This is a genomic window from Rhizobium sp. BK456 (genome assembly GCF_014194045.1).
GTDB classification, from domain to species: domain Bacteria; phylum Pseudomonadota; class Alphaproteobacteria; order Rhizobiales; family Rhizobiaceae; genus Rhizobium; species Rhizobium redzepovicii.
Genome location: NZ_JACIAO010000009.1, coordinates 40,619 through 67,372, shown reverse-complemented (window position 1 = coordinate 67,372; position 26,754 = coordinate 40,619). Strand labels below are relative to the sequence as shown.

The window sequence follows — 26,754 nt, the reverse complement described above, 5'->3', positions numbered from 1 at the left end:
GATGTAAGGGACGCTTAACCGAGCTGCTCGGCGATGAGCGCCTGCAATTCACGGCGGGTGAGAAGGCATGGAAATGGCCTCCAAGTCTTGGCAGCGCGGCGAACGGTCTCGTCACCCTCACGCGAGTTCACCGCCGCAATCGCGGTGGCTGTATTGGTATTGATCAAAAAGAAATCCTTTACCGGCCATTGCCGGCTTCATCGATTGTTTTGGATTTGACCACCGCGCTGCCTCAAGGGCGTGCGCCGATTCAGCCGATGTACAAGCGTCCCGTTCCTAAGCCCGCGACGGCTTCGAGTTCCACTTTGGCCCTAAAATAGTTGGCGTGGCGTGCAATTGCAACAGCTGAGCCGGATCGTTCGGTTTCAGGGCCTGGAATCACCCTTAGATATATTCGTTGCCGATGTTCAAGTTAGCCGGGTATAGATTCGCTCGAATTTTCTTCAATTTGGCGTGAAAACGAAATTATTCGCCCAGAAATTAAGCAACGCCTGTATCGGTGATGACATTAACCTTTCATTAAATAACCTATTGACTTGCAGTATTAATAGGTTGTTAAAGGGGCCGCTTGCTGAGGTCAAAACTGACCCGCCATAATAATTTAAGGAGAGAGCGATGGCTTCGCCGATACACGCAACCGATGATAGTGCAACATTTCTAGAAACTGACGTAATTTCCGGGAATCTGCTTTCCAACGATTCATCCGATAACGGCCACCTGTTCCTGCGCGCCTTCGACGGCGAGACCGTTGGCGCCAAGAGCGGCAACAGCCAGATCACCGAGATCCATGGCGACTACGGCACGTTCTTCGTCAAGCCGGACGGTAGCTACACCTATGTCCTGAGCGATGCTGCCAAGATCGGCTTCGCCAACGGCGAATCGTACCAGGAAAAGGTTTCCTACAAGATCTCCGACGGCAGCGGTCATACCGACGTCGGCCTGTTCACCTTGAACATTCAGGGCGTAACCCAGGTCAAGCCGATCGCGGTTGATGATGTCTACAACTTCACCGAAGGCCATGCCATTGGTGGCAACGTTCTGGATAACGACATTGCCGGCGACAACGGCAAGATGTTCCTCCGCCAGTTCCTGACCACCAAGGTAGACGGCACTGCCGACGCTGTAACCGACGTTGCCGGGACCTACGGCACGTTCCATGTCAAGTCGGACGGCACGTTCACCTACGACCTGAACACGGATCTGAATGACGGTCAGACCTACACGGAAGTTCTCCGTTACTACAAGATCTCCGACGGCGAAGGCCACACGGACACTGCCAAGGTGACGCTCAACATCACCGGCACCGACGCTCATATCGCCTGATCAGTTGCGATAGTCTTGTGACATGACGCCCGCCGTGCAATCGGCGGGCGTTTTCGTATACTTGGCCTATTCGGCTGGGCCTAACTCTTTTTAGCTAGTTCTTATAAATGCCGGGGAAGCGTAGTCTCGAAGTTCGGAGGACACGCCCTTGACCGAATACATCGAACCCAAGCAAATTGAGACCGATGATCTGACGAAAGTCTGGTCGGTAACCGAGTTCTGCGCTCGCCATCGGATAGACGCCGAGGAACAGGCGCTGTTGCTCAAACTTTTCGGGCCATTCGCGACAGCCTGCGAACTGCTTCACAATGCCAAGCGCGCACCACGATTCAGATGAGCCTTGTCTATTCCCTTTCATCTTCTGGCACAGCTAACTCGTCGGCGAACGAGGCTGTCAGACATTGCGTGACGGGGTAACGCCCGCGACTCCGCATGCTGAAAAGGCACGGCGCCATCCCACGCGGATGGGCAGCGCCTGCCGACAAGCGCGAATGACAAGGCGTCTTCACGATCGGCCGTGAGCCTTTCCGTATCTTCACGTCCCCGAAGATTCCTGAATTGCTCCTCACCCTCTGCACAAAATCTGCAATCCGGCGCGGGATGTTTCCGCCATGAGCACGAACGACATCCAGCCGGGCGACCCATCCCCAGCTTTGCCGGAACGCCTGCGCAATGACGGGTGGTGGCTTGCACAGGAGCCTCAAGACTCGCCTGCCGCGGCGAGGTTGGGAAGCAGGCTCATCGTGATCGAAACGCAGCATCCGCAAGAGGAACAGCAATGGATACAGCCAATACTTTGACAGAACCGATGCCAACCAGACGCGGCAGCGGCCGAACTGTCGCGCTGCTTGCGCTGGTGGGATTTGCGGATTTTCTGATTTTTGGCCGGGAACTCGGGATAAACCTTTTCCTTTTCGCGCTCGCCGTCTTCGCGGGCATTCTGCTTTCGGCCAGGAGGAGACCTCGGCTTTCGATGGCGGCGTTCCTGCTCAGCTTTTCGATTCTGGCGTCGGCGCCCCTAGTGGAATCGCCTTCGCTGACTGGTGTTGCCCTTTGCCTCGGCGCGCTAATGTCGGTTGCGCTCATCAGCGCCAGGCTCCTCCCCCGCCGCCTGCCCGCCCTGCCCCTCGTATTCTTCCGTTTCGCCCTCGTCATTCCCCTGCGGCTTGCCGAAGATATCAGGAAGTCTCTTGCGACACCGGGAAAACGTTTCTCTTTCACCATGGTCCGACAGGGCGTCGGCCTCTGGATCATGCCGCTCATCCTCGCGGCGGTCTTCGTATCCCTCTTTGCAACTGCGAACCCGCTTATTGAAATCGCGCTACGCAGTATTGATTTTGCCGTTCTGCTGCAGTTTCTCGATCTTTGGCGGATCGGCTTCTGGATGATAACAGCCGTTGTCGTCTGGGCGATGTTGCGGCCGCGCCTGGAGCGTCGCACCAAGAGGCCGCCGGCCGGCCGGCCGTTCATGATGGTGCCCACCAGGAATGCGCCGTTCGGTCATGCTTCGCTGCTGCGGTCGCTCATCCTGTTCAACGCGATCTTTGCCGTGCAGACGCTTCTCGATCTCGTCTATCTCTGGGGCGGCGCAGATCTGCCCGAGCACATGAGCCATGCCGAATATGCCCATCGCGGCGCCTATCCGCTGATTGCCACAGCACTTCTTGCCGCAGCTTTCGTCCTCGTCGCCATGCGGCGCGGCGGGCCCGGTGATCATAGCGCGCTGATCCGCGGCCTCGTTCAAGCCTGGATCGGCCAGAATGTCCTGCTCTGCCTGTCTTCGATGCTGCGGCTTGGACTTTATGTCGAGGTCTATTCGCTGACAGAACTGCGTGTCGCCGCCGGTCTCTGGATGGGTATCGTCGCCATCGGCCTTGTCTTAATCCTGCTGCGCATTCTGCTCAACCGATCCAATGAGTGGCTGGTCGCTGCGAATCTTGCCTCCCTGCTTTTGGTTCTCTACATCAGTTCCTTCGTCGATTTTTCGGCATTCATCGCCCGTTTCAATGTCGCCCACAGCCAGGAGATCAGCCAGGAAGGTCTGCCGCTCGACCTCTCTTATCTCTCCTCGCTCGGTCCCTCCGTCATTCCGGCGCTCGATCTCTATCTCCAGAAGCTGCCGAGCCACCTGATCGACCAAAGAAGCAAAGCGGTGACCGCTCGCTTTTACCTCGTCAGGCATTTTGAGATGCAGCCGCGCGACTGGCGGAGCTGGACCTTTCGGTCTGCACGGCTGGAGACCTATCTTCTATCTCCTGCAGCCATTGCAAGAGAGAACGAGAACGATGACAACAAGCAGGACAAACCAACACCGGACCGCTGATGGCGCCCCGCATTCTTGTCGTCGATGACGAACCTCACATCCGCGATGTGATCTGTTTCGCTCTTGAGCGTGCCGGTCTGATATCGACGGCCGTTCGCAACGGCACCGAGGCGATGGCGGCCTTCCGCCGCGGCAGCATCGATCTGATCATTCTCGATATCGGCATGCCGGATATGGATGGTCTTGAGGTCTGCCGCCAGATCCGCAAGACATCGGGATTGCCGATCCTGTTTCTTTCCGCGCGCGACGAGGAGATCGACAGAGTGCTGGGTTTGGAAATCGGCGGTGACGACTACGTCACCAAGCCGTTCAGCCCGCGCGAACTCGTTGCCAGGGTCAAGGCGATCTTGAAGCGCAGCGGCAACGAAGCGGAGCCTGAGAGGCGCCGCGCCATCTTTGTCGCCGGCGAGCTCAGCCTGGATCGCCTAGGCAGGACGGTCATGTTCGGGGACAGCGCCATTTCGATGACGGTGCTCGAATTCGCCATCCTGGACGCATTGTTGTCACGCCCCGACATGGTCTTTAGCCGCGAACGACTGATGGAGGCGGCCTATGGCGCCGGAACCTACGTCGCCGACCGCACGATCGACAGCCATATCCGCAACATCAGGGCCAAGTTCCTGGCGGCGGGCGGCCAGGGGATCATCGCGACGGTTCACGGCATCGGCTTCAAACTCGGCAGTGAAAGCGGGAGGAAGGCCTGATGCCGGCACCGAAAGTCAGGACGAAATGGCGCCCGACGCTGGCGCTGATCGTCTATGTCGTACTTCTCGCCGTCATGGCGTTGCCGATCCTAATCGTCATCTGGTTTCGCGCGGTCGAGGCGAGTTCGAACCGGATGGCGCCGGCGGAAATCGTCGCTCTCGCGGTTGTCGCCATGCTGACGCTCGCTATTGCCTATGTGCTGACGCGCACCATCACCGGCCCGATCGACGCCTTGATCGCCCGCACGGAAGAGATTGCCCGCGGCGGCAAGGGAGCAATCCGGCCGCTCGAAAGCTACGGAACGCGCGAGATCGCAGTGTTGTCGCAAAGCTTCCTCGATCTCGCCGGAAAACTGGTCGATCGCACCGAATATGTCGGCTCATTCGCCGCACATGTCTCCCACGAACTGAAATCGCCGCTGACGGCCATTCGCGGTGCAGCGGAGCTTTTGCGCGACGACGATGCCGAAAGGCCGATGACGAAAGCGCAGCGTTTACACTTTCTCGATAATATCGTCGCCGATGCAGCCCGGCTCGATGCGCTGTTGCAGCGGCTGAGAGAACTTGCGCAAGCGGAAACCCCGGTAGCCGAGGGCGAAAGCAACATCTCGGATATCCTGCCCGCACTGCGCGGGCAATTCCCCGCCCTTTATATTTCCGGGAAAGGCGATACGGAGACATCGGTTGCTCTTCCCCGGGAAGCAGCCGGTATCGTCTTTGCCAATCTCGCCGAGAATGCCCTTCAGCAAGGCGCCACGCTGTTGGAACTGAGCGTGTCGGCGGATGCCCGGGCAACCGTTATCTTAGTCCGTGACGACGGCGGCGGTGTTTCCGAGGCAAATCGCCAACGTATCTTTCAGCCGTTCTTTTCAACCCGCCGCGAACAAGGCGGCACCGGCATGGGTCTCGGCATCGTTCGCGCCATGCTGAGCGCCCATGGCGGTACGATCCGCCTGCTGCAGACGGCCGGCGCAGGCGCCGAGTTCGAAATCACCATACCCGTGTAATTCCCTTATGATTGGGAAGAGGTTCACTTGTGCCTGAAGATTGTTCCCACGTTGACCTTCTGGACCTGATGCCGACCGCAGGCTCGTAAGTAGGCGGATCAGTTGTGCGGTTTTATTGCCGTCAACGCCGCCTGCGCGATGATATCTGCAATGCGTTCGGACAGCGCCGGGTCGGAAACGGCGCGCGCAAGGGTGACACCGCCGCTCAGCGTGGCGAGAAGCAGGATCGCCTGATCTTCCCGGCTTGTTTCGGATCCGCCCTCCATCTTGTGCTCCGGCAGGCCGGCGGCAACTTCTTCGACGAGGCGTTTGATCTCCGCCGTATAGGCGCTTCGCGTTTCATCATCCGCGCGCATCACGTCGGGCGAAAGGCTCGGCAGAGCACAGCTCTCGCCCAAATCGCATGTTCTTTTATAACCGAGATAGTAGCTGACGAATGTCGGCAGCCAGTCTTTCGGCTGATTGGTCTTCAGCGCGGCGATTCCCTGCCGCAGATCTTGGAGCCCCTCCAGCACGGCCGTGCGAAAGGCTTCGGCCTTCGATTTGAAATGTCCGTAGAAGGCGCCGTTCGTCACGCCGGCGGCCTTCGTCAGCGCGTCGATTCCGGCGCCGCCATAACCGTCCTTGCGGAAGACCTGGCCCGCGGCTGTGATGACGCGGGCCCGGGTTTCCAGTTTGTGTTCGGCGCTGTAACGCATGAAAACCTCATTTAGAGAGCAATCTCTCTTTATTGCTTGCTAAGAGAGTGACCGGTGTGTATGCATAAAGAGTGATCGGTATATCAGAAACGGTCACGATTCAAAGAGGGAGATATCGGATGCCTATCACACTCACCGTGCCGGAGGGCCTGCTCTCGCCGGAGGCTCAGGCGCAAGCCTTCGCCGGATTGACGGACGCTTTGCTTGATGTCGCCGGTTTGACCGGCAACGCCTTCATGACCGCCAATGTCATCGGCACCATCAACGTGCTGCCGCGCGAGCACGTGCTGGCGGCGGGAAAGCCGATCGCCGCAGCATTCGTCGAACTTAAATTGCCGGAGGTCGCGCTGGCGAGCGCTGAAGCGAAGCAGGCCTTTATCGAAAAAGCGGCCGATGTCGTCGAGCAGGCCGCCGAAGGCCGGCTCAAGCGAGAGCATATATGGTCGAACATCGTCTATGCTCCCGAGGGAGCGTGGGGAATTGCCGGCGACAGCTATAGCAATGCCGACTTCGTCGGCGCCATCCAGCAAGCGGCCGCCGCGTCGTAACGTTGGCGGCGGATGTGCGAAACCTCAAACCTGACACAGCAATGCGCCGCCATCCGGCGGCGCGACGGAGCCAACCCATGCAGCTTGCCAACTATCTGTTCTTTTCCACCGGCTGCGAGGAGGCGCTCGCCTTTTATGCCGAATGCGGGCTTGGCCGGGTCACGCAATTGAAACGTCAGGGCGCAAATGGAATGCCCGTTGCCAGCGAAGCCATGAGGGGCAAGCTGATGCATGCGCGTTTCGAAGGACCCGGCATTCTGTTCTTCGCCTCCGACAATCACGATGCCGAGCCGATGCGAGGCTCCGCCCATATGCTGATCATGGATGACCGCGACAGGACCGAGGAGCTCTTCGCCCAGTTGGCCGAAGGCGGCAGGATAACGACGCCGCTGGCGGTCCAGCCATGGGGGAGCTATTACGGCAAGCTCACCGATCGTTTTGGCGTCCAGTGGATGCTCGATTGTCTCGTTTGAGCATATGCAGCGGCGGGCGCCCTCCCGCCTCGTGTCCGCTCATCACCGCGTGGTATAGCCGCCATCGATGACAAGCACTTCGCCGGTCACATAGCTTGCCGCCGCCGAGCAGAGAAACAGGGCAGCGCCCGCAACCTCCTCCGGCTGCCCGACTCGTCCCATCGGGGTCATGTTGCGCCAGGTCGGGAACCAGTCGGGGTTATCGATCCCGCCGCGCGACAGATCGGTCTCGATATAGCCAGGCGCGATGGCGTTGACGCGGATATTCTCGGCGGCGACTTCGCTCGCCAGGCTCTTGGTCATCATATGAACCGCCGCCTTGGAGGCGTTGTAGGCGACCTGGTTCTGAGGAATGTTGGAGACGATGCCCGAAATCGAGCCGATATTGAGGATGGCGCCGCCGCCCTGGCGGCGCATGGGAGCGAGTGCCGCGCGGCAGGCGCGGAAGACAGCGTCGACATTGACGGTCATGATCTCGCGCCAAATGGCATCGGCGAATTCGCCGCTGTCGCCATGAATGGCGATGCCGGCATTATTGACGAGGATGTCGAGCCGGCCCGCCCGTGACAGCGTCTCCGTGACGAGCGCGTCGGCAGCATCGTCTTTCGTCAGGTCGGCGACGATGAAATCGCAATCGACACCGGCCTTGGCGAGCCGATCTACCGCCGCCGCATTGCGGGCCCTTCCCGTGATGACAACTTTGGCGCCGGCCTCGCCGAGGGCCTCGGCGATCGCAAGCCCGATGCCGCGCGTGCCGCCGGTTACCAGCGCCACCTGCCCGTCCAGGCGAAATCTATCGAAGATCATGGTGGTCCCTTTCTGGTTTTGGGAAAGCGACGAGCGTTCATCAGATGTCGGTACTCTGCGGCAGGATGACGAGATCGCGGATTGTGACGTTGCGCGGGCGCGTCAGCATGAAGAGCACCGCTTCGGCCACTTCCTTCGGCTCCATCAAGCCGCCGGCGGCAAGTGCCTCATCCAGCTTCTCCTGCGGCCAATCGCTCAAAAGAGCGGTGACCACGGGGCCTGGCGCGACCGCCCCGACGCGCAGGCCATGCTTCGCCACCTGCCGCCGCAGCGTATGGACGAAGGCCTGCACCGCATGTTTGGAGGCTGTGTAGATCGGCTCCCATACCACGGGAACCAGACCGGCGACGGAGCTCGTTAGGATGATATCCCCGGTCTTGCGCTCGACCATATGCGGCAAGACGGCATGCACCGAACGGAATGCGGCGTTGATGTTCAGATTGAGCATCCGGTCCCAGGCGTCGGGATCGCCGCCAAGCACCTCGCCGCCGATATAGGAGCCGGCATTGGCGTGGAAAATATCCAGTTGGCCCGCCTTCGTCAGGATCTCAGGCATCATCCGCGCCACACCTTCCGGGTCGGTGAGATCGATGACCAGCGGAATTGCATTGGCGCCAAGCGCAGAGCAGATTTCCTTTAAGGCCTCCTCATTGCGATCGACCAGCACGACCCGAGCGCCGGCGACAAGCAAGGCCTTGGCGCATTCCAGGCCGATGCCCGATGCCGCTCCGGTGACGGCCGCGACTTTTCCAGACAGATCCTGTCCCATTTTCTTCCTCTGTTTTCTCAAGTGGTTAAGCGCGGCCGTGCGAAATTCGCGATCGGCGGGCTAGCGAGTCGACGATGACGGCGACGGCGAGGACGGCGCCGGTGATCATGTATCGAAGCGATGACGACAGATCGAGGAGCGTCAGCCCGCTGGCGATCGACTGGATGACGATGATGCCGAGAAGCGCCGAATAGGCGCTGCCCCGTCCGCCGAACAGGCTGGTGCCGCCGATGACCGCTGCGGCAATGGCGTTGAGATTGACGTCGCCGGTGCCGGCCTGCTGGCTTGCGGTCGCCAGCCGCGCCGCCGAAAGCACGCCGCCGGTCGCCGCAAGCAGGGCGCAGGTGACGAAGGCGCTCGCATAAATGCGCGACACATTGATGCCCGAGCGGCGGGCGGCCTCTCTGTTGCCGCCGACGGCTTGCATGGAGCGTCCCCATTTGGTGCGCGTCAGCGCATAGTTCATGGCGGCGACGAGCCCAACGAAGAGGCCGAACATCCAGGGAATGCCGCGCGACTGGTTGAGGTAGAAAGCAACCGCTTCCAGGGCGACGGTGATGACGACGGCACGCAGAAGCAATCCGCCCGTCGATTTCGCCGACAGGCCGGCTGCCCGCCGGCGCGCCGACGTGCGGTAGCTCGCAAAAAAGAAGGCAATGCCGGCAAGCGCCACCAGCAGATAGGCGACAGGGTCCGGCATGACCATGATCTGCCCGAAATTCACCAGCCAGGAGCCATAGGGGAGATTGATCGAGCCGGTCGCTCCCAGAACATAGAGCTGCAGGCCGAGAACCGCGAGCAGGCCTGACAGGGTGGAGACGAAGCTCGGCATGCCGAAACGGTTGAACAGGAAGGCGTAGAGCGAGCCGATCAGGGCGCCGACGATCATCGCGGCGAGGACCGCGAGCACCACCGGCCAGCCCTGATTGACCCAGAAGACGCCGACCAGCGCCGAGGCGAAGCCGCTGACCGAGCCGACCGAAAGATCGATCTCGCCGACCATCAGGATGCAGACGATGCCGAGCGAGATGACGCCGACCGTCGAGCAGTCGAACAGCATGTTGACGAGATTGGCGCTGGAGAGAAACACCGGATTGAGCGCCTGGAATACCGTCCAGATGATCGCCAGGCCGACAATGACCGGCAGCGAGCCGAGGTCGCCGGAACGGATGCGATCCCAAAAGGCGCGGATCGAGCCGGCAAGACTATCGTCATGGCGCACTCTTTCGTCGCGCCGGTCGAGAAGTGCGGGTGCCGCCGGTTCATTCTGCAAGGTCTTCATCATGCCCTGCCCTCCTCGTTCTCTCGGCTTTGCGCCTTGCGGCGCGTGGCGCGGCGGGAGACGGAATTGTTGGATGCGCCGGTGATCGCGCTGACGAGCTCTTCATTGGAAGCATCGGGCATGAAGGTGCCGTTGTTGCGTCCGAGCCGAAGGACAACGATGCGGTCGGCGACCGCGCGCACATCCTCCATATTGTGGCTGATCATGATGACGGCGAGGCCGCGTTCACGCACGCGCTCGATCAGGTCCAGCACTTCGGCGGTCTGGGCGACACCAAGTGCTGCCGTGGGTTCGTCGAGCATGATCAGTTTCGGCTCGAGCAGCAGCGACCGCGCAATTGCCACCGTCTGGCGCTGTCCGCCGGAGAGCGAGGCGACGGGCTCGCGCACGCTGGGGATTCGGGCCGAAAGCTCGTTCAGAAGCTTCCAGGCGCGGATCTCCATGGCAACCTCGTCGAGCTGGAAGGGGTTGAGCTCCTTGCCGAGAAAGATATTGGCGACGACGTCGAGATTTTCGCACAGCGCCAAATCCTGGAAGACGGTGGCAATGCCGAGGTCGAGGGCAGCACTCGGGCTCGACAGATTTGCCTGCTTTCCCTCGAACAGGATCGTGCCCGAGCTCGGCTGATGCACGCCGGCCAGGATCTTGACCAGTGTCGATTTGCCGGCGCCATTGTCGCCGACGAGCGCCACGACCTCGCCGGCATACACGTCGAGTTCGATATCGGTGAGCGCCGACACGGCCCCGAAGTGTTTCGATATTCCGCGCAAGCTGAGAACAGGCTGGCGGGAGCCGTCAGGAATTTGAGAGGTTTCAGACATCGCCTGGCCTTCCGAAATGAAAACCGGAAGCGCGGCCGGCGTCCGGCCGCGCTTCCCCTTTGGTGCGATTACTTGGTGATGCCGAGCTTCTTGCAGCCGTCGGCATAGCGGCCGGTGCAGAGTTCCTCGGCGGTGTTGATCTTCTTGTCGATGATCTCGGCCTTGAGGTTTTCGGCGGTGACGACGGCAGGGACGAAGAGCTGCGCCGGCGTGTCGTAAAGCGTCATTTCGGCCTTGATCGTTTCTCCTGCCAAAAGCTTGACGGCGACGTCTGCCGCAGCCGCGGCGACGATTTCGCTCGGCTTGGAGATCGTGTTGTACTGATCCCCCGATATGATCAGCTGCAGCGCGGCGATCGTCGCGTCATTGCCGGTCACCGGCGGCACGGGATCGACGCCGGCTGCCTTGAAGGCGGCGATGGCGCCGCCGCCGGTGCCGTCATTGGCGGCGACGACGCCGACGATCTGCTTACCGAAGCGGGTGATCTGGCCGGCCGCCCATTGCTGCGCGTTCGCCGGCTGCCAGTTCGGCGTGTCGAATTCGGCAAGCGTCTTGTAGCCGCCGCTGGCAAGACCCTCGTGAATGCCGTCCTTGATCAGCCCGGCGGCCGCATCGGTGGGTGAACCATTGATCTGCAGGATGCCGCCGCCATCGGTCGGCACATTCTTCGCCTTCAGATGCTGGACGAGCGATTCCGCGATGGCCTTGCCGATCGCCTTGTTGTCGAAGGAGACGTAGAAATCGGCCTTGCCCTTCGGGATCGGGCGGTCATAGGCGATGACCTTGACGCCCTGGCTTTGGGCGAGCTGAACGAGAGAGGCGGCCGCTGCCGAATCCACCGGGTCGAGCACGATGACCTTGGCGCCCTGCGTGATGGCCGAGTTGAACTGCTGCTGCTGCTTGGCGATATCGGCATCGGCATTCTGATAGAGAACCTTGCAGGATGCGCAGAGCTTCTTCATTTCCGCGACGAATCCCGGATGGTCATGCTCTTCGTATCGGGTCGAGCCCTGGTCGGGCATGAGGAATGCGACCGTTGCATCCGCAACGGCGTTTTGCGCAAAGGCGGACGTCCCGCCAAGCAGGGAAAGGGCAAGTGCCGCGGCGCCTGCCGCTTTTGTCGAGAATTTCATCATTTCCGTCTCCTCCCATTGGAAAAATTGTGTAGCTTCGTTCGTTGCAGTGTCTGTAGCTGCCGTTCGGTTGAACGACCCACCACGCTTGTCCCGGCGGTTTGCTGTTTTCTGAGGGCAAGCGTCTCCTCTCGCGAACCGCGCGTTGCGCGCTCGCGTTCAAATCAGCATCGGTTTTGGTTCCTCCTCCTCGTCCTCCCTATCGCCGTCTTCGGCGGACCGTTGCTTTCTACTCCCTGGAACCGTGCCTGTGCGGCTTCCTCAAGCCGCCTTCGCCACGTTGATATTGTCACCCAGCAACCGCCGGAAACGGGAAGGCGTCATGCCCTTTTCCGCGAGAAATTGACGGTTGAAGTTGGACAGGTTGTTGAAGCCGACCTCGAAGCAGATATCGGTGATCGATGCGTGGTCGTCGCTCATCAGGATCTGACAGGCGAGATTGATGCGCAGGCGTTTCACATATTGCACGAGCGACATGCCGGTATGCCGGCGGAAGGCGCGTGAAAAGGCGCCTGTGGACTGTTCGGCAATGCCGGCGAGATCGGCTTCGTCGAAGGATTTCGTCAGGTTCTCCCGGATATAGGCGAGTGCCTTGTTGATGCCGGCCGACATGTAGCCGGACGGATCGGGCAGATAGCTTGGGCTGGCGAGAAGCTGGGCATCCTGCGCCCGGCTGAGCAGGCCGACGATCATCATGAAGAGCTCGATGCGGCGCACGCCCTGCGCCTGCTGCACCTCGTTCATCAGCGGCGCCACCTGCCGGCTGGTGTCAGTGCCGAAGAGCACGCCGCGGCGCGACGCTTCGAGCACCGGCTCGAAGGGGCCAAGCTCGGCCAGCACCTTCATCGTGTCGCTGATAAAATTCTCGCTAAACTGGATGAGCTGGCATCGAAGCGGAATGCTCGACCCCTTCGGGACGTCGCTGATCCAGTTGTGGGGAAGATTGGGGCCGGCAAGCACAAGATTGCCCGGTTCGAACTCGCCGATGAAGTCACCGACGAAATAGCGTCCGGTTGTCGCCACCACGAGATGCAGTTCGTATTCCGGATGAAAATGCCAGCGAACCGTATGGTAGGGATAGCCATGCGCCTTCGTTGCGAAGGATTCGCCCGGCCTGATCTGAACGACTTCCAAGTCAGGTTCCATTGTTTCCTCCTCCGAGGACGGGTTCCAAGCCCGCACGCCAAATTCCCTTTTGGCTTTATTGTTGAAGGCGAGTGTAGTGGGCTCGTTTCAAGCCCGCCACCACGATTCCCGGTCAAAACTGATACTTTTTTGATGATTGATGCTGCGCAGTCGATGCAAAAGGCAACCGCAACCCACATTGGGTATCGTTCAAGTCGGATCAGGCAGCCAAAGCGGCAATAACGTTTCTGACCAATGCCGCCGAAGACAGCCGGCTCGTTGCGCAGCTCGGGGCGCCGATCGCCCCGACACGCACCGACACGCCACCGCGAGCATTGGCGATCGCAAACATCGACTCGTCGGTCAGATCATCGCCGATGGTGATCGGGCAGCGGTCCTTGAATGGGTCGGACTGAAAAAAACGTTCCAGCGCATCGCCCTTGCTTGAGCGCGCCGGCCGCAGCTCGAAGACCATCTTGCCGAGTTGTAGCGCCCAGTTCGGCCCGGCGACCTTGGCATAGTGATGCATGCGCTCTTCGAGCACTTTTTCATATTCGGGCGCGAGCCGATAATGGGCGGCAACGGCCGCGCCCTTGTCCTCGATCAGCACACCTGGATAGTGTTCGGCTTCCTCGGTCAGGGCGTGCTTCAGCGCCTGAAATTCGGGACTGGCCTCGAGCGTGTGCATCCCGGCGGCACTTCTGATTTCCGCGCCGTGAAGGCCTGCCGTCGGAAATGCAAAGGGTTTGAACAGCGCGTCCGCATAGGCAAGCGATCGTCCGGTGACCAGCGCCAAGGCGCCGCCGAGCTTGTTCGACAGGCGGTGAAGCTGTGCGGGAAGAGCCTCCGGTACTTCGATCGCATCCGGCGTGGGCGCGAGATTGAGCAGCGTTCCGTCGATGTCGAGAAACATCGCCCAGCGTTCCGGTTCTTCCAAGACCAGTGAAAGCATTTCCTGGGTAGCGGCGTCGTCCTGCACGGCATTCTCCAAACTCTGCAATGATTGAAGCTAGGTCACGGGTCGACGAGGACAAGGTGAGGTTTCGGACGCCGGAACATCCGGGGCTAGTCCGCGTTGTATCTCGCCGCCCGTTCCAGCCCTCGCCACGCAGAAGGTATTTTGATGGCCAAAAGCAGTTCCGAGCCCCGTGATGAGGTCAATGCCCCGTTGGCACATGGCGCGTTAACGCTGCCATTGGTGACGATCGACGATTACAACAACGAACTGCGTGACAAGGATGGTTTCGTTGGCGACAACGCCAACAAGAAGACTTTTCAAATGAAGCTCGACGACTGGAGAAAACGTGTCCGCAAGGTCGGGGACGACCCGATCGGCAAGACCGCGACGGCGAAGCTTTCCAAGAAAAAGATCGATGCCTTTCTGAAGGGCGACGATATGGAGGCAGCGGCATTGGTCATGGGGGCGGTGGAGGACTTCGCTCAGGATTTTGCCGATGTGATTGGGAAGTTCCTGAAGGATAAGCGCTGGGTGAAGACCGAACGGATCGTCGTCGGCGGTGGCTTCCGGCAGAGCCGTTTTGGCGAGCTGACGATCGCCAGGACCATGGTCATCCTCAAGGCGGCCGGTATCGACGTCGAGGTCGTACCGATCGTTCATCACCCTGACGAGGCCGGACTGATCGGCGCGGTCCACCTGATGCCGCGCTGGATGTTCAAAGGTCACGAGGCGATCCTAGCCGTCGATATCGGCGGCACCAATGTTCGCGCCGGCGTCGTTAAATTCGGAAAGGACGACGTGCCGAACTTCGCGGATGCGAGCGTCTGGGAATCAGCGATCTGGCGTCACGCCGACGACGAGCCAAGTCGCACCGCAACCATCGAGAGGCTGGCCGCGATGTTGGAGGATCTGATCGGCAAAGCCGAGAAGGCCAATCTCAAGCCCGCGCCGATCATCGGGATCGCCTGCCCCGGCATCATCAAAGCCGATGGTTCCATCGAACGCGGCGGGCAGAACCTGCCGGGGGGAAACTGGGAGAGCGACAGCTTCAACCTTCCCGCCGCGCTGATGAAGGCCATTCCTGAAATCGGCGACGACAGCACATTCGTGATGATGCACAACGACGCCGTCGTGCAGGGATTGTCGCAAATCCCTTTTATGACTGACGTGTCGCGATGGGCCGTGCTGACAATCGGTACGGGCCTGGGCAATGCGCATTTTACCAATCGCGAGACAACGAAGGCGCGATAAGTCTCAGCGTCTACCTCCACGCTACGCCGCCAATCATAGGCTCGGTAGGCGTTGTTGCGCGTTATGGTAAATAACAGGTAAACAACGAGGATTTCCGCAGACGGAAGCAAATCCACCCATAAGTTCCGTCAGGAAGGTTTGGCTTTTCGAATATGGAAATCAAATCGGGTTGGGCTGGCAGCAGATCTGCACATCGCAACGGTGCGAACGCTGTCGAGGATACCCGCCGAGATGTGATTCGCCTAGCCTGTCCCGTGGGATCTGCATGTTATCGTGACCGGCACGGCGTCGCCTCGCGCTCAGCGCCGATATGTCAGGCTGACATATGATCCGAGACCTTCAGCGTGCTTCGGATGCCGCATGCGGGGCGGCGGCAGAAGGATGGAGCCCCCTCCCCTTTTCTCCTTCACGTCGGAAAAGATGGTGATAACGCCGGCGGGTTGTTCTCGGCGGGTTCAAATTGCGCTTATCTCTGCAGCGTTAAACAAGCCATGCGCAGACGAAAGATGGATTATGAACTTCAAGGGAATAAGCGCTCCGCTCAACGCCGGTCGTCTCGAACAAATGCTCGGCCTTGCCCCGTCACGCCGCGATCCTGAAACCCAGGATGCAAACGACAAGTCTTCCGGCAATGGACCCGTGCGCGGGCCGGAAACCGAAAACCTGTACCATGCGTCCGCCTATAAATGAGAGACTGATTGCTAATCCGCCTGCGCTCAGTGACAGAAATCCGTCTTCGGTGAGTCGGCGCCGATGCCGACTCGCATCGAGTATGTCGCGATATTTTGAAGGCTGGCTTCCGCGGATGTGGAGACGGCCGCTGTTGTCAGCTGACAACAGCGCTAAGATTCCGGAATTGCACATGATTTTTCTGTCGAATCCGGTTTGTTATCCATTCGCTAACCAAGAAAACGCTTGACGTCATTGCCAGACTCACGATCATTTGCGCAAAATTACCCGATTTATCAGGATTTGCGTGAATGCCGACCAAGGCCGCGATTGTTGAGAAAGCCAGGAGAGCGAGTCAAGTCTCGATCGACGAGACGATTGCCCAGGATTCGACGATGCTCAGCAGCCAGCTCCAAGTGCTGTTCGAGCGGTTGTTTTCGCCCGACGCCCGCAAATCGCTGCGGCGCTTCAGCAGTACCGAGGCCGCCAAGCTGCTCGGCGTCACCGACAGCTATGTTCGCCACCTCGCCGCCCAGTTGGAAACCATCAATCCCGAAAAGACGGCATCCGGCCGCCGGGTGTTCTCGCTTGAGGAAATCCATGCGATGCGCCAGCATCTCGGGCGCACCAAACCTTCCTACCTGCCGATGCGCCGGCCGGGTGATCATCTGCAGGTGATCGCTGTCACCAATTTCAAGGGCGGCTCCGGCAAGACGACGACATCCATCCATCTGGCGCAGTTCCTGGCGCTGCGCGGCTATCGCGTGCTTGCCGTCGATCTCGACCCGCAGGCGTCGATGTCGGCGATGCTCGGCTATCAGCCGGAATTCGACGTCGGTGAAAACGAGACGCTTTATGGCGCCATCAAATATGACGAGACACGCCGTGACGTCGCCGACATTGTCCGCCAGACCTATTTCCCCGGTCTCGATCTCATCCCCGGCAATCTCGAACTGCACGAGTTCGAACACGATACTCCAAAGGCCCTGGCCGACACCAACCGCGACGACAAGGACATGTTCTTCATGCGGGTCGGCAATGCGCTGCATTCGCTGGAAGAGAACTACGACGTCGTCATCATCGATTGCCCGCCTACCCTCGGCTTCCTGACGCTGTCTGCTCTCTGCGCCGCCACGGCCGTGCTTATTACCGTTCATCCGCAGATGCTCGACGTCGCGTCGATGAACCAGTTCCTGACGATGACCTCCGACCTTCTGTCCGTGGTCAAGGAGGCCGGCGGCAATCTCGATTACGACTGGATGCGCTATCTCGTCACCCGCTATGAGGCCAATGATGGCCCACAGGCGCAGATTGTCGCCTTCCTGCGCAGCCTGTTCGGTGAGCGTGTGCTGACCTCGATGATGGTCAAGTCGACGGCGGTTTCGGATGCGGGCCTGTCCAAGCAGACGATTTACGAGGCGGGACGCGAGACGATGCATCGCCAGACCTACGACCGCGGCGTCGAATCCGTCGACAACGTCAATGCCGAGGTCGAGCGACTCATTCGCAGTGCATGGAGCAGGACATGAGCCCAAAAGGTCGCGATATCCTGAAAAGCATGGTCGGCGCCGTGGAGCCGGCACGGCCGGATGCGCAGAGCGCGCCGCTGCCGCATCGGCCCTCGGGCGCGGTCAAGGCGATGAACCTGTCGCTCGGACGATTGGGTGAGGAAGCGGCGGCCGCCAAGGCGCTGCGCGAATCGCTCGCCTCCGGCGACAAGGTGCTGGAGATCGATCCGGCTGCCGTGGAAATGTCCTTTATCCGCGACCGCATCCCGGTCGACCAGGATCCCGAGTTCGAGCGGCTGAAGCAGTCGATCCAGGAAAGCGGGCAGCAGGTTCCGATCCTGGTGCGGCCGGACCCTGTCAAGGCCGGGCATTACCAGGCCGCCTACGGCCACAGGCGTCTGCGTGCGGCGGCGGAAATCGGGGTTCCGATCAAAGCTGTGGTGCGCAAGCTGACGGATGAAGAACTGATCCTCGCACAGGGTCAGGAAAACGGCCCGCGGGTCGACTTGAGCTTCATCGAACGGGCGCTGTTTGCCCGACGCATGGATGAACATGGCTTCAACCGCGACATGATTGCCCAGGCGCTGGCGACGGATAAGCCGGAAACGTCAAGGCTGCTGCAGGTGGCGCAGACGATCGACCCCGAGATCATTCTGGCCATCGGTCCGGCGCCCAAGGTCGGGCGGCCGCGCTGGTTGGCCTTTGCCGAGAAATTCAGGGGGGCCGGCGGGCAGAAGAAGGCGCAGGCCGCAATCGGCGCCGCAGCTTTCCAAACCCTGGAGAGCAATAGCCGCTTCGACGCCATCTGGAAGGCGCTTGAAGAAAAGAGCGCGCCGCAGCGGGACGAGCAGACGCTTCGGACCCAAGGCGGCACGCAGCTTGCTTCGGTGACCCGCTCCGGGAAGACCTTTCGCATCTCCGTCAAATCGGCGGCGTTTTCAGAATTCCTGGCTCAGCGGTTGGTTGGCCTCGCCGCTGAGTTCGAAGAGGAAAATGAGGGAAAATGAGGCAGTTAGACCGATTGTCAGCTGACAATTCGGATAGGAGATAACGCGCAAAAGAAAAAAGCCCCCGAACGTCACCGTCACGGAAGCTTTCCTCGTAGTCTTGAACACCTCCGAGAATCGCACTTCCGAGAATCGCTGTCAAGAGTTTTTGGCGCCGTTTTGGCGAGCGGATTTCTTTTGCCTCGTTGAGGTGGAAGAGATGGAAACCGGAAGTATAACGACGCCCTTCGGGCGGCGGTCGATGACGCTTGGCATGCTCGCAAGCCAGGTCATGGCAGGTGAGATCAAGCCTGACCAGTCGGTCGATAAATGGAAACTGTTTCGTGCGCTGTGCGAAGCAAAGCCGCTGCTCTGCATCAGCGATCGGGCGCTTGCCGTGCTCAATGCGCTATTGAGCTTTTATCCCAAGAACGAGCTGGCGCAGGAAAACGGCTTGATCGTCTTCCCGTCGAACATCCAGCTTTCGCTGAGGACGCATGGCATGGCCGAACAGACCGTCCGGCGGCATCTTGCGGCACTCGTCGAGGCAGGGCTTCTGCTGCGCAAGGACAGCCCCAACGGCAAGCGGTATGTCCGCAGGGACAGGGCAGGGGAAGTCAATGAGGCCTTCGGCTTCTCGCTGGCGCCGCTGCTTGCCCGCGCCGAAGAGATCGAGCGGCTGGCGGCTGAAGTAATGGCCGAACGGCTGCATGTCCAGCGGCTGCGCGAACGCATCACGCTTTGCCGCCGCGATATCGCCAAGCTGATCGAGGCCGCCGTCGAAGAAGACGTTCAAGGGGATTGGCAGCGCCTCTACCTGGAATTTCGGGATCTAGTCGAGGGGCTGCCCCGGTCGCCGACGACCGCACAGCTTGAACTTTTGCTGGATGAGTTGACCGCGCTTCGGGCAGAGATCCTTAAGCAGCTGGAAATTCGAATGAAATCTGCAAAACAGCGCGGCAATGGCGGTTATATCGAGCGTCACATACAGAATTCAAACTCCGAATCTACCCCTGAACTTGAACCAAGCTTCGAAACGAAGCAGGGCGCAACGCCGGAGCAAGACAATGGGCGAGGGGCCGTGACGCTGGAAGAGGGGAGGGGCGAAATTGCCCATCCGAGCAGGCAGAAAGTGAGGCAAGGTCGACGGCTCGGAGCGCGCGATGATGCCGGCGGGCTGAAATCCTTCCCGCTCGGCCTGGTTCTGCAGGCCTGCCCTGAAATCCTTGCCTACGGGGCGAATGGCGAAATTCGCAACTGGCGAGACCTGATGGCCGCAGCCGTGACCGTTCGATCGATGCTCGGCGTCAGTCCGTCAGCCTACGAGGAGGCGGCAAATGCAATGGGGCCGGAAAATGCCGCGACGGTGATGGCATGCATCCTGGAGCGCGGCGGCCATATCAATTCGGCCGGTGGTTATCTCCGCGACCTGACGCGGCGAAGCGAAAAGGGAGAGTTCGCGATTGGCCCGATGCTCATGGCACTCCTGCGGGCAAACGCGCCGGCCGGCCGAAAAGCTGGATAAGGAGCGAGGGTTGGGAGACGCTGAATGTCGATATGTCGAATGTCAGCGGATCAATCTTCGCTCCAGGAAAGCCTGCATGTCGCGGCGTCCATCGACGACGCAGTAGACGATGACGTCAGTGCCGATGATGCGATAGATCATGCGCCAGGGCTTGTGATGCAGCTCCCGATATTCGGTAATGCCGATACTCGTGAGCTCTTTCGGAATATTGCCACGGGCAGGGAACTCTGCGAGATCGGCACATGCGCTTTCGATTTCCGCCAGAATACGCTCGGCTGTCTCGGCGCCGTCGCGACGGACGATGAAACGATAGAGATCCTCGATGTCGCGTTCCGCATCCTCGGCGAAAAGAACACGATACGACATCAGGATTGGCTGTCGGCCAGACGTTTGCGGATACGTGCGAAGGATTCGGCAACAGGGCGTAGTTTGCCCTCCTCGACTTGCCGGTTGGTCAGCGCCAGCACTTTCAGGAGCGCTAGGGTCTCCTGTGTCTCTTCATATTGGCCGACATCCTGCAGAATGGCTTTCGCCTCGCCGTGTAGAGTGATGACGACCGGCTGCGGATTGTCCTTCAGCGTTCGGATGATCTCCGGCGCATGCGCCTTGAGATAACTGATGGGCTTCACCTGTTCTGACAACTTCATGCGGTTGCTCCCTTTCGACCAGAATATAGATCATCAAATGGTCGATTGAAAGAAGCCCTTTGAACACCGGGCTGCAACCCGAGCCTCCGACTTCCCTTTCAGGCACCGCCGCTTTTTTTCACGCAACCTCTGCGAAAGAGAATGCCATTTCTTATAACGAAGTTTGTCTACTGATTTTATAGATTAAACTTTGCAACCAGCGAGCGGATCGTGATCTCATGGCCTATCTCCTCAGCCTTCTCGACAAAAGCCCGATTGAACAGGGTTTCACCGCCGCGGATGCGTTGCGGGCAACGGTCAAGATTGCCGCCCGCGCAGAGGAACTCGGTTATCACCGCTTCTGGGTGGCCGAGCATCACAACATGTCCAATCTGGCGAGTTCCGCGCCGGAGGCGCTGATCGCCTATCTTCTTGCCAGGACCTCGAAGATCCGCATCGGCTCCGGCGGCGTCATGTTGCAGCATTACAGCGCCTATAAGGTTGCCGAGACGTTCAATCTTCTGGCATCGCTTGCACCCGGCCGTGTCGATCTCGGTGTCGGCAAGGCGCCGGGCGGATTTCCGCTGTCGACGCGCGCCCTACAGCTCGCCGTCGATCCGTCCAGGAAGCCGGATTTTGCAAGCCAGCTTTCCGATCTCAACACCTATCTCGCCGCCGATCCGAATTATGACGGTGCGCAGGCGACCCCTTTCCCCCCGACGGCGCCCGATCGTTTCTTGCTCGGGGCCAGCGTCGAAAGCGCCGAACTGGCGGCCGAGAAGGGCTGGGAACTGGTCTTTGCCGGGCACCTGAACGGCGATCCTGACAATCTGCGCAGAACCTTCGAGACCTATGAGCGGGCATCCGGCGGCAAGCGGCCGATCCTGGCGCTCGCAGCCTTTGCCGCCGAAAGCGAGGACTACGCCCGCGAGAGGATCGGCCATCTGCGCATCGTCAAGGTATTCCTGCCGAACGGCCAGACCGTCAATGTCGGCAGCGAGGAGCAGGCGGCCGAATTTGCCCGTCAGGCTGGCGTCACCGATTACCGCATCGAGGAGAAGGTGCCGAGCGTGCTGCACGGCACGGCAAAGCAGATCCGCAAGGAATTGGACGAGCTTCACCGCCGCTACGGCGTCAAGGAATTCGTGCTCGACACGCCGGCGCTTTCGGTCGCCGAGCGCCTGGCCTCCATCGAGCTGCTCGCCGAAGAGCGGCTTTCCCTCGTCGCCTGACCCTTTTCAAGGAGATCGATCCCATGGCTCAGAAACACGTCACGTTCGGCATCATGCTGCAGGGTCCCGGCGGTCACATGAATGCCTGGAAGCATCCAAGCGGACCAGCCGATGCCAGCGTCAATTTCGACTTCTTCGTCAAGACGGCGCGCAAGGCGGAGGCGGCCGGCATCGCCTTCGCCTTCGTCGCCGACGGGCTCTATATCAACGAGCAGTCGATCCCGCATTTCCTCAATCGGTTCGAGCCGATCGCCATTCTCTCGGCGCTTGCGGCCTCGACTTCGAAAATCGGCCTCGTCGGCACAGTCTCGACCTCCTATAGCGATCCCTTCACCATCGCGCGCCAGTTCGCTTCGATCGATCTCATCAGCGGCGGCCGGGCAGGGTGGAACGCGGTGACCTCGCCGCTCGAGGGTTCGGGGCGCAATTACAGCCGAGAACATCCCGAACATGAACTGCGCTACGAGATCGCCGAGGACTATATCGATGCGATCAAGGGCCTGTGGGATTCCTGGGATGACGACGCCTTCGTCCGCAATCGCGAAACCGGCGTCTATGCCGATAAGACCAGGATGCACCGCCTCAACCACAAGGGCCGCTTTTTCCGCATAGAAGGACCACTCAACATCGGCCGCTCGAAGCAGGGGCAACCGGTGGTCTTCCAGGCCGGCGCTTCGGACTCCGGCGTCAGGCTTGCCGGCAAGCATGCAGACGCCGTCTTTACCAATAGCGGCCCGTTCGAAGAGGCTCGAGGCTTCTATCGGCAGCTGAAGGACAGCGTCATCGCCCATGGGCGCCCGGCAGCCGAAGTCGGCATCTATCCCGGCATCGGCCCGATCGTCGGGAAGACGGCCGAGGAAGCGGAAGCCAAATATCAGACGATCCGCAATCTCGTCACGATCGAAGAGGCACTCCTCTATCTCGGCCGCTTCTTCGATCACCATGATTTCAGCGTCTACCCGCTCGATCAGGCTTTCCCCGAACTCGGTGATATCGGCAGGAATAATTTCCGTGCCACCACCGACCGGATCAAAAGAACGGCGCGGGAAAAAGGCCTGACGCTGCGCCAGGTCGCGCTCGATTCCGCGACGCCCCGCACCGCCTTCATCGGTACGGCAGAACATATCGCCGACGAGATCATCCGCTGGGTGGACCATGGTGCGGCGGATGGCTTCATTCTCGGCTTCCCCGTTATCGCCGAGGGCTTCGACGATTTTGCCGAACATGTCATGCCGATCCTCACGGCGCGCGGTTATTTCGATCCGGTCCTGAGGGGCGAGACGCTGCGCGATCATCTAGGCCTGCCCTTCCGGGAAAGCCGCTATGCGGCCGGCGCCGATCAGCTCGATCAGGGAAGGGCTGTCGGCGCCTGAGGCGCCGGCGAACCGCCATGGACACTATCGCTCGGAACCCGCGCAGCAACGATCCGGTCGAGAAGGGCATCGCCGCCTATCTCGACGAGATCATCGCGCTTCGCCACGATCTGCATCAATATCCGGAGCTTGCCTTCCAGGAACTCAGGACCAGCAAGCTCGTGGCCTCCCGCCTTTCCTCCTGGGGCTATGAGGTGGCGACGGGCATTGCCGGCACCGGCATCGTCGCCACCCTCAGGCGCGGCGAAGGCAAGAAGCGCATCGGCATTCGCGCCGACATGGATGCGCTGCCGATCGAGGAGGCGACCGGTCTTGCCTATGCCAGCAGCAATCCCGGCGTCATGCATGCCTGCGGCCATGACGGACATACGTCGATCCTGCTCGCCGCCGCGCGTTATCTCGCCGAAAGCGGCAATTTCAGCGGCACGCTGCGGCTGATCTTCCAGCCCGCTGAGGAAATCGGCGCCGGTGCCCGCAAGATGATCTCGGAAGGCCTGTTCGAACGCTTTCCCGTCGATGCGGTCTTCGGCCTGCACAACTGGCCGGGTGTGCCGGCGGGCCAGTTCGGTTTCGTCGCCGGCCCGGCTATGGCCTCGGTCGATCAGGCGGTGGTCAAAATCGTCGGCAAGGGCGGGCATGGCGCGGAGCCGCACCGTGCCGTCGATCCGGTGCTTGCTTCCGCCTCCTTCATCACCGCGCTGCAAAGCGTCGTCTCGCGCAATGTCGATCCGCAAGATATGGCGGTTGCCACCGTCGGCTCGATCCATGCCGGCTCCGCCTCCAATGTCATCCCCGAGAGCGTGGAGATGAAGCTCACCATGCGGGCCTTCAGCGAGACGGTTCGCCAGCTGCTGCAGGAGCGCATTCCAGCCCTTGCCCGCGCCCAGGCCGAAAGCTTCGGCGCGGTGGCGGAGGTGAACTACCGGCTCGGTTTTCCGGCGCTGGTCAACCACGCCAATGAAACGGCCTTTGCCCGCGACGTCGCCGACGACGCACTCGGCCCCGCGGCGATCGAGAAGGATTTCCGGCCGAGGACAGCGAGCGAGGATTTTGCCTTCATGCTGCAGGCAAATCCCGGCAGCTATCTCTTCGTCGGGAATGGCGACAGCGCTCCTCTCCACAGCGCCCACTATAATTTCAACGACGCGATCATCGCGCCCGCCGCCCGTTACTGGGTGCGGCTCGCCGAAACCTTCCTCACTGATGACAAGGGGTGATGAACGATATGAGCGATACGTTTCTCTATACCAGCCCTCTCGACCCGCGCGCCAAGCCGCTGATCGATGAATTGATCCACGAATATGACAGCCGCTACGGCAACTATTTCAATGCCGAAGGGGCTGCGGCCGAGCTAAACCGCTATCCTCCTGAAGCCTTTGCGCCGCCTCACGGCAATTTTCTCCTGTTGGTCCGTGATGACGAGACCATCGGCGGCGGCGCCTTCAAGAATTATGACGAAGGCACGGCCGAGTTCAAACGCATCTGGACGCGCTCCGATCTGCGTCGTCAGGGCCTTGCCCGCAAGGTGCTGGTGGAACTGGAGGCCCAGGCCGCCCGCCAGGGCTATGGCCGCATCTACCTGACGACTGGCTTTCGCCAGCCCGAAGCCGTCGGCCTCTATCTGAACTACGGCTACACCGCTCTCTTCGACACCTCTGCCGATCCAGAGATCTACAAGAGCCTGCCCTTCGAGAAGGACATCACCCATCTCGCTGAGCCTGCGCATGAAGATGCCGAACCGCGCCTGCGCGTGGCCGGCGCAAATTTCTGAAAGCGGCAAAGACCGACAATCATAAAAGGGAAGCACAATGGCACTGACGACGGATTTCGCCGGCATCGACCCCGGCAGCAGGACGGCAGGATCGAAGGATTATTCCCGTTACCGCATCGTGCCGGCGCGTCATCCGGGCCGCCTGGCAGGCACGATCTTTGCCGCCGTCGTCATCATCGCCGTGCTCTATTCCATTTTCACCAATCCGCGCTGGGGTTGGGGCGTCTTTGCTGAATGGTTCTTTGCCGAACCAGTCCTCGTCGGTCTCGGCAGGACGCTGCTTTTGACCGTACTTGCCGCCATATCCGGCTCCATCCTCGGAACGGCCCTGGCGCTTGCCCGCGTTTCCAAGTCGCCGCTGCTCTCCGGCCTTTCCTGGGGCTATATCTGGCTGCTGCGCTCGATCCCGGTCATCGTGTTGCTGCTGATCCTGAACAATCTCGGCTACCTCTATGAGACGATCAAGATCGGCATTCCCTTCACCGATACCGTCTTCCTCGACTATCCCACCGTGCAGCTGCTGACGCCCTTTGCCGCTGCCTTTCTCGGCCTGACTCTCAACCAGTCGGCCTTCTTCGCTGAGATCGTGCGCGGCGGTATTCTCTCGGTGGATCACGGACAGCTGGAGGCCGCCGCCGCACTCGGCCTGCCGCGCCGTCGCCAGGCCTTCCGCATCGTGCTGCCGCAGGCCATGCGCTCGATTCTGCCGACAGGCTTCAACGAACTCATCGGACTGGCGAAGAGCACCTCCATGGTCTACGTGCTGGCGCTGCCGGAGCTCTTCTATACGGTCCAGGTGATCTACCGCCGCAATCTCGAAGTTATTCCGCTCCTGATGGTCGCGACCGTCTGGTATCTGATCATCATGACGGTGCTGTCGATCGCTCAGCGCTATATTGAACGCTACTTCTCCAAAGGCGCCGTGCGCAATCCGACGCCGTTGCCCTTCCAGGCACTTTTCGAGCGTTTCCGCCGTCCGCTGCCTGTCCTCGAGGCGGCCACCGACAGCGTGCGCAAGATCGGTTTACATGATGCGGCGACGCTGCGGGCCGCAGGCGCCGCGGTGCGCATTCACGGCATTTCCAAAAGCTTCGGCTCGCTGAAAGTGCTCGATGATGTCGAGCTCAGTCTGCCTGCAGGCAGCGTGACCGCCATCCTCGGTCCGTCCGGCTCGGGCAAGTCGACGCTTCTGCGCTCCATCAACCACCTGGAGCGTGTCGATGAGGGTTTCATCTCGGTGGACGGCGATTTCGTCGGCTATAGCAGGAAGGGCGATACGCTCTACGAGCTCAAGGAGAAGGATATCCTCAAACGCCGCGCCGATATCGGCATGGTCTTCCAGAGCTTCAATCTCTTCCCGCATCTGACCGTGCTCGAAAACCTCATCGAGGCACCGATCCAGGTTCGCGGCGTCAGCCGTGAGGACGCCGTGCAACTGGCGCAGGAGCTGCTGGCACGCATCGGCCTCAGCGACAAGATCAACGCCTATCCGCGCCAGCTTTCCGGCGGCCAGCAGCAGCGTGTGGCGATTGCCCGTGCACTGGCGCTCCGCCCGAAGGTACTGCTTTTCGACGAGCCGACCTCGGCGCTTGACCCGGAGCTCGTCGGCGAAGTGCTCGACGTCATCAAGGAGCTTGCCCGCACCGGCACGACGCTTGTCATCGTCACCCATGAGGTCGGTTTTGCCCGCGAAGTCGCCGACACGGTCGTCTTCATGGAAAGCGGCCGCATCCTGGAGGCTGGCCCGCCGGCCCGCATCTTCGCACAAGCGGAACATCCCCGTACGCGGGAATTCCTCGCCAAGGTTCTCTAGCGCCTGATAGCGCTGGCGAAATGCCGGGC

The 26,754-nt window shown here is 60.6% G+C and carries 29 protein-coding genes; 18 read left to right on the top strand and 11 right to left on the bottom strand.

Features of this window, described 5'->3' with window-relative positions; translation table 11 throughout:
• Nucleotides 1–14: 14 nt before the first annotated feature.
• Nucleotides 15–167, bottom strand: a complete 153-nt coding sequence (locus FHX03_RS23810; protein WP_183855741.1) for a hypothetical protein — start codon at nt 165–167, stop codon at nt 15–17.
• Between the two features lie 448 nt (nt 168–615).
• On the opposite strand from FHX03_RS23810, the gene FHX03_RS23805 reads away from it, so the two are divergent.
• From FHX03_RS23805 to FHX03_RS23780, 6 genes are all read left to right on the top strand, one after another.
• Nucleotides 616–1,323, top strand: a complete 708-nt coding sequence (locus FHX03_RS23805) for an Ig-like domain-containing protein (RefSeq protein ID WP_097626111.1) — start codon at nt 616–618, stop codon at nt 1,321–1,323.
• Nucleotides 1,324–1,471: 148 nt separating this feature from the next.
• Nucleotides 1,472–1,660, top strand: coding sequence for a hypothetical protein (locus FHX03_RS23800; RefSeq protein ID WP_183855739.1), 189 nt, complete (start codon nt 1,472–1,474; stop codon nt 1,658–1,660).
• Nucleotides 1,661–1,934: 274 nt separating this feature from the next.
• Nucleotides 1,935–2,123, top strand: a complete 189-nt coding sequence (locus tag FHX03_RS23795) for a hypothetical protein (RefSeq protein WP_097626110.1) — start codon at nt 1,935–1,937, stop codon at nt 2,121–2,123.
• Nucleotides 2,102–3,646: a DUF4153 domain-containing protein gene (locus FHX03_RS23790; protein ID WP_183855737.1), complete on the top strand. Its 1,545-nt coding sequence runs from the start codon at nt 2,102–2,104 to the stop codon at nt 3,644–3,646. Before FHX03_RS23795 ends, FHX03_RS23790 begins: the two co-directional genes overlap by 22 nt.
• The gene (locus FHX03_RS23785; RefSeq protein WP_183779949.1) at nt 3,646–4,350 is read left to right on the top strand and encodes a response regulator; all 705 of its coding nucleotides are present in this window, start codon (nt 3,646–3,648) and stop codon (nt 4,348–4,350) included. Before FHX03_RS23790 ends, FHX03_RS23785 begins: the two co-directional genes overlap by 1 nt.
• Nucleotides 4,350–5,357 (top strand): sensor histidine kinase, encoded by a 1,008-nt coding sequence (locus tag FHX03_RS23780; protein WP_183779947.1) that lies wholly within the window; start codon nt 4,350–4,352, stop codon nt 5,355–5,357. Before FHX03_RS23785 ends, FHX03_RS23780 begins: the two co-directional genes overlap by 1 nt.
• A 98-nt stretch (nt 5,358–5,455) precedes the next feature.
• On the opposite strand, the gene FHX03_RS23775 is transcribed toward FHX03_RS23780, so the two are convergent.
• Nucleotides 5,456–6,055 (bottom strand): TetR/AcrR family transcriptional regulator, encoded by a 600-nt coding sequence (locus tag FHX03_RS23775; protein WP_097626106.1) that lies wholly within the window; start codon nt 6,053–6,055, stop codon nt 5,456–5,458.
• 119 nt (nt 6,056–6,174) lie between these two features.
• On the opposite strand from FHX03_RS23775, the gene FHX03_RS23770 reads away from it, so the two are divergent.
• Together FHX03_RS23770 and FHX03_RS23765 are read left to right on the top strand one after the other, a co-directional pair.
• On the top strand, nt 6,175–6,603 hold the full coding sequence (locus tag FHX03_RS23770) for a tautomerase family protein (protein WP_183779944.1): 429 nt from the start codon (nt 6,175–6,177) through the stop codon (nt 6,601–6,603).
• A 77-nt stretch (nt 6,604–6,680) separates the two neighbouring features.
• On the top strand, nt 6,681–7,076 hold the full coding sequence (locus tag FHX03_RS23765; protein ID WP_183855735.1) for a VOC family protein: 396 nt from the start codon (nt 6,681–6,683) through the stop codon (nt 7,074–7,076).
• Between the two features lie 42 nt (nt 7,077–7,118).
• Here the strand turns inward: FHX03_RS23765 and FHX03_RS23760 are convergent, their stop codons facing one another.
• The 7 genes from FHX03_RS23760 to otsB all read right to left on the bottom strand — a co-directional run bounded on the left by FHX03_RS23760 (nt 7,119) and on the right by otsB (nt 14,013).
• Nucleotides 7,119–7,883, bottom strand: a complete 765-nt coding sequence (locus tag FHX03_RS23760; protein WP_183855733.1) for an SDR family NAD(P)-dependent oxidoreductase — start codon at nt 7,881–7,883, stop codon at nt 7,119–7,121.
• Nucleotides 7,884–7,923: 40 nt separating this feature from the next.
• The gene (locus tag FHX03_RS23755; protein ID WP_183855731.1) at nt 7,924–8,652 is read right to left on the bottom strand and encodes an SDR family oxidoreductase; all 729 of its coding nucleotides are present in this window, start codon (nt 8,650–8,652) and stop codon (nt 7,924–7,926) included.
• 25 nt (nt 8,653–8,677) lie between these two features.
• Nucleotides 8,678–9,937, bottom strand: a complete 1,260-nt coding sequence (locus FHX03_RS23750) for a sugar ABC transporter permease (protein ID WP_183855729.1) — start codon at nt 9,935–9,937, stop codon at nt 8,678–8,680.
• Nucleotides 9,934–10,755, bottom strand: coding sequence for an ATP-binding cassette domain-containing protein (locus FHX03_RS23745; RefSeq protein WP_183855727.1), 822 nt, complete (start codon nt 10,753–10,755; stop codon nt 9,934–9,936). Before FHX03_RS23745 ends, FHX03_RS23750 begins: the two co-directional genes overlap by 4 nt.
• 68 nt (nt 10,756–10,823) lie before the next feature.
• Complete coding sequence (locus FHX03_RS23740) at nt 10,824–11,888, bottom strand: sugar ABC transporter substrate-binding protein (RefSeq protein WP_097626321.1); 1,065 nt, start codon at nt 11,886–11,888, stop codon at nt 10,824–10,826.
• A 261-nt stretch (nt 11,889–12,149) separates the two neighbouring features.
• Nucleotides 12,150–13,034, bottom strand: a complete 885-nt coding sequence (locus FHX03_RS23735) for a helix-turn-helix domain-containing protein (protein WP_131711086.1) — start codon at nt 13,032–13,034, stop codon at nt 12,150–12,152.
• A gap of 199 nt (nt 13,035–13,233) precedes the next feature.
• Entirely contained in the window at nt 13,234–14,013 is a 780-nt protein-coding gene (otsB, locus tag FHX03_RS23730) for a trehalose-phosphatase (RefSeq protein WP_183779926.1), read from the bottom strand.
• Nucleotides 14,014–14,136: 123 nt separating this feature from the next.
• Between otsB and FHX03_RS23725 the strand changes: the two genes are divergently transcribed.
• The 5 genes from FHX03_RS23725 (at nt 14,137) to repC (ending at nt 19,910) form a co-directional block, all read left to right on the top strand.
• Nucleotides 14,137–15,222: an ROK family protein gene (locus tag FHX03_RS23725; protein WP_183855940.1), complete on the top strand. Its 1,086-nt coding sequence runs from the start codon at nt 14,137–14,139 to the stop codon at nt 15,220–15,222.
• Nucleotides 15,223–15,735: 513 nt separating this feature from the next.
• Entirely contained in the window at nt 15,736–15,912 is a 177-nt protein-coding gene (locus FHX03_RS23720; protein ID WP_183779910.1) for a hypothetical protein, read from the top strand.
• A 290-nt stretch (nt 15,913–16,202) separates the two neighbouring features.
• The gene (repA, locus tag FHX03_RS23715; protein WP_183855726.1) at nt 16,203–17,420 is read left to right on the top strand and encodes a plasmid partitioning protein RepA; all 1,218 of its coding nucleotides are present in this window, start codon (nt 16,203–16,205) and stop codon (nt 17,418–17,420) included.
• Nucleotides 17,417–18,406: a plasmid partitioning protein RepB gene (gene repB, locus FHX03_RS23710; RefSeq protein ID WP_183855724.1), complete on the top strand. Its 990-nt coding sequence runs from the start codon at nt 17,417–17,419 to the stop codon at nt 18,404–18,406. The genes repA and repB overlap by 4 nt, the downstream gene beginning before the upstream one ends.
• 199 nt (nt 18,407–18,605) lie before the next feature.
• The gene (gene repC, locus FHX03_RS23705; protein ID WP_183855722.1) at nt 18,606–19,910 is read left to right on the top strand and encodes a plasmid replication protein RepC; all 1,305 of its coding nucleotides are present in this window, start codon (nt 18,606–18,608) and stop codon (nt 19,908–19,910) included.
• A 42-nt stretch (nt 19,911–19,952) separates the two neighbouring features.
• On the opposite strand, the gene FHX03_RS23700 is transcribed toward repC, so the two are convergent.
• Both FHX03_RS23700 and FHX03_RS23695 read right to left on the bottom strand, forming a co-directional pair.
• On the bottom strand, nt 19,953–20,276 hold the full coding sequence (locus FHX03_RS23700) for a type II toxin-antitoxin system RelE/ParE family toxin (protein ID WP_183779902.1): 324 nt from the start codon (nt 20,274–20,276) through the stop codon (nt 19,953–19,955).
• Nucleotides 20,276–20,557, bottom strand: a complete 282-nt coding sequence (locus tag FHX03_RS23695) for a type II toxin-antitoxin system Phd/YefM family antitoxin (RefSeq protein ID WP_183855720.1) — start codon at nt 20,555–20,557, stop codon at nt 20,276–20,278. The genes FHX03_RS23700 and FHX03_RS23695 overlap by 1 nt, the downstream gene beginning before the upstream one ends.
• Nucleotides 20,558–20,775: 218 nt before the next feature.
• On the opposite strand from FHX03_RS23695, the gene FHX03_RS23690 reads away from it, so the two are divergent.
• Genes FHX03_RS23690 through FHX03_RS34945 form a run of 5 tightly spaced genes read left to right on the top strand, consistent with a single transcriptional unit; the run spans nt 20,776 to nt 26,725 of the window.
• Nucleotides 20,776–21,768, top strand: a complete 993-nt coding sequence (locus tag FHX03_RS23690; protein ID WP_183855718.1) for an LLM class flavin-dependent oxidoreductase — start codon at nt 20,776–20,778, stop codon at nt 21,766–21,768.
• 23 nt (nt 21,769–21,791) lie between these two features.
• A complete protein-coding gene (locus tag FHX03_RS23685; RefSeq protein ID WP_183855716.1) occupies nt 21,792–23,141 on the top strand; it encodes an LLM class flavin-dependent oxidoreductase in 1,350 nt (449 codons plus the stop codon).
• A gap of 17 nt (nt 23,142–23,158) precedes the next feature.
• Entirely contained in the window at nt 23,159–24,358 is a 1,200-nt protein-coding gene (locus tag FHX03_RS23680; RefSeq protein ID WP_183855714.1) for a M20 aminoacylase family protein, read from the top strand.
• Entirely contained in the window at nt 24,355–24,912 is a 558-nt protein-coding gene (locus tag FHX03_RS23675) for a GNAT family N-acetyltransferase (protein WP_183855713.1), read from the top strand. Before FHX03_RS23680 ends, FHX03_RS23675 begins: the two co-directional genes overlap by 4 nt.
• A gap of 37 nt (nt 24,913–24,949) precedes the next feature.
• Complete coding sequence (locus FHX03_RS34945; protein ID WP_183855711.1) at nt 24,950–26,725, top strand: amino acid ABC transporter permease/ATP-binding protein; 1,776 nt, start codon at nt 24,950–24,952, stop codon at nt 26,723–26,725.
• The last annotated feature ends 29 nt before the right edge of the window (nt 26,726–26,754 follow it).

Excerpts from the sequence above, each read along its gene's own strand:
- FHX03_RS23805 (WP_097626111.1), top strand. The coding sequence starts at position 616 with ATGGCTTCGCCGATACACGCAACCGATGATAGTGCAACATTTCTAGAA.
- FHX03_RS23795 (WP_097626110.1), top strand. The coding sequence starts at position 1,935 with ATGAGCACGAACGACATCCAGCCGGGCGACCCATCCCCAGCTTTGCCG.
- FHX03_RS23790 (WP_183855737.1), top strand. The coding sequence starts at position 2,102 with ATGGATACAGCCAATACTTTGACAGAACCGATGCCAACCAGACGCGGC.
- FHX03_RS23785 (WP_183779949.1), top strand. The coding sequence starts at position 3,646 with ATGGCGCCCCGCATTCTTGTCGTCGATGACGAACCTCACATCCGCGAT.
- FHX03_RS23780 (WP_183779947.1), top strand. The coding sequence starts at position 4,350 with ATGCCGGCACCGAAAGTCAGGACGAAATGGCGCCCGACGCTGGCGCTG.
- FHX03_RS23775 (WP_097626106.1), bottom strand. The coding sequence starts at position 6,055 with ATGCGTTACAGCGCCGAACACAAACTGGAAACCCGGGCCCGCGTCATC.
- FHX03_RS23770 (WP_183779944.1), top strand. The coding sequence starts at position 6,175 with ATGCCTATCACACTCACCGTGCCGGAGGGCCTGCTCTCGCCGGAGGCT.
- FHX03_RS23765 (WP_183855735.1), top strand. The coding sequence starts at position 6,681 with ATGCAGCTTGCCAACTATCTGTTCTTTTCCACCGGCTGCGAGGAGGCG.
- FHX03_RS23760 (WP_183855733.1), bottom strand. The coding sequence starts at position 7,883 with ATGATCTTCGATAGATTTCGCCTGGACGGGCAGGTGGCGCTGGTAACC.
- FHX03_RS23755 (WP_183855731.1), bottom strand. The coding sequence starts at position 8,652 with ATGGGACAGGATCTGTCTGGAAAAGTCGCGGCCGTCACCGGAGCGGCA.
- FHX03_RS23750 (WP_183855729.1), bottom strand. The coding sequence starts at position 9,937 with ATGATGAAGACCTTGCAGAATGAACCGGCGGCACCCGCACTTCTCGAC.
- FHX03_RS23745 (WP_183855727.1), bottom strand. The coding sequence starts at position 10,755 with ATGTCTGAAACCTCTCAAATTCCTGACGGCTCCCGCCAGCCTGTTCTC.
- FHX03_RS23740 (WP_097626321.1), bottom strand. The coding sequence starts at position 11,888 with ATGAAATTCTCGACAAAAGCGGCAGGCGCCGCGGCACTTGCCCTTTCC.
- FHX03_RS23735 (WP_131711086.1), bottom strand. The coding sequence starts at position 13,034 with ATGGAACCTGACTTGGAAGTCGTTCAGATCAGGCCGGGCGAATCCTTC.
- FHX03_RS23725 (WP_183855940.1), top strand. The coding sequence starts at position 14,137 with ATGGCCAAAAGCAGTTCCGAGCCCCGTGATGAGGTCAATGCCCCGTTG.
- FHX03_RS23720 (WP_183779910.1), top strand. The coding sequence starts at position 15,736 with ATGAACTTCAAGGGAATAAGCGCTCCGCTCAACGCCGGTCGTCTCGAA.
- repA (WP_183855726.1), top strand. The coding sequence starts at position 16,203 with ATGCCGACCAAGGCCGCGATTGTTGAGAAAGCCAGGAGAGCGAGTCAA.
- repB (WP_183855724.1), top strand. The coding sequence starts at position 17,417 with ATGAGCCCAAAAGGTCGCGATATCCTGAAAAGCATGGTCGGCGCCGTG.
- repC (WP_183855722.1), top strand. The coding sequence starts at position 18,606 with ATGGAAACCGGAAGTATAACGACGCCCTTCGGGCGGCGGTCGATGACG.
- FHX03_RS23700 (WP_183779902.1), bottom strand. The coding sequence starts at position 20,276 with ATGTCGTATCGTGTTCTTTTCGCCGAGGATGCGGAACGCGACATCGAG.
- FHX03_RS23695 (WP_183855720.1), bottom strand. The coding sequence starts at position 20,557 with ATGAAGTTGTCAGAACAGGTGAAGCCCATCAGTTATCTCAAGGCGCAT.
- FHX03_RS23690 (WP_183855718.1), top strand. The coding sequence starts at position 20,776 with ATGGCCTATCTCCTCAGCCTTCTCGACAAAAGCCCGATTGAACAGGGT.
- FHX03_RS23685 (WP_183855716.1), top strand. The coding sequence starts at position 21,792 with ATGGCTCAGAAACACGTCACGTTCGGCATCATGCTGCAGGGTCCCGGC.
- FHX03_RS23680 (WP_183855714.1), top strand. The coding sequence starts at position 23,159 with ATGGACACTATCGCTCGGAACCCGCGCAGCAACGATCCGGTCGAGAAG.
- FHX03_RS34945 (WP_183855711.1), top strand. The coding sequence starts at position 24,950 with ATGGCACTGACGACGGATTTCGCCGGCATCGACCCCGGCAGCAGGACG.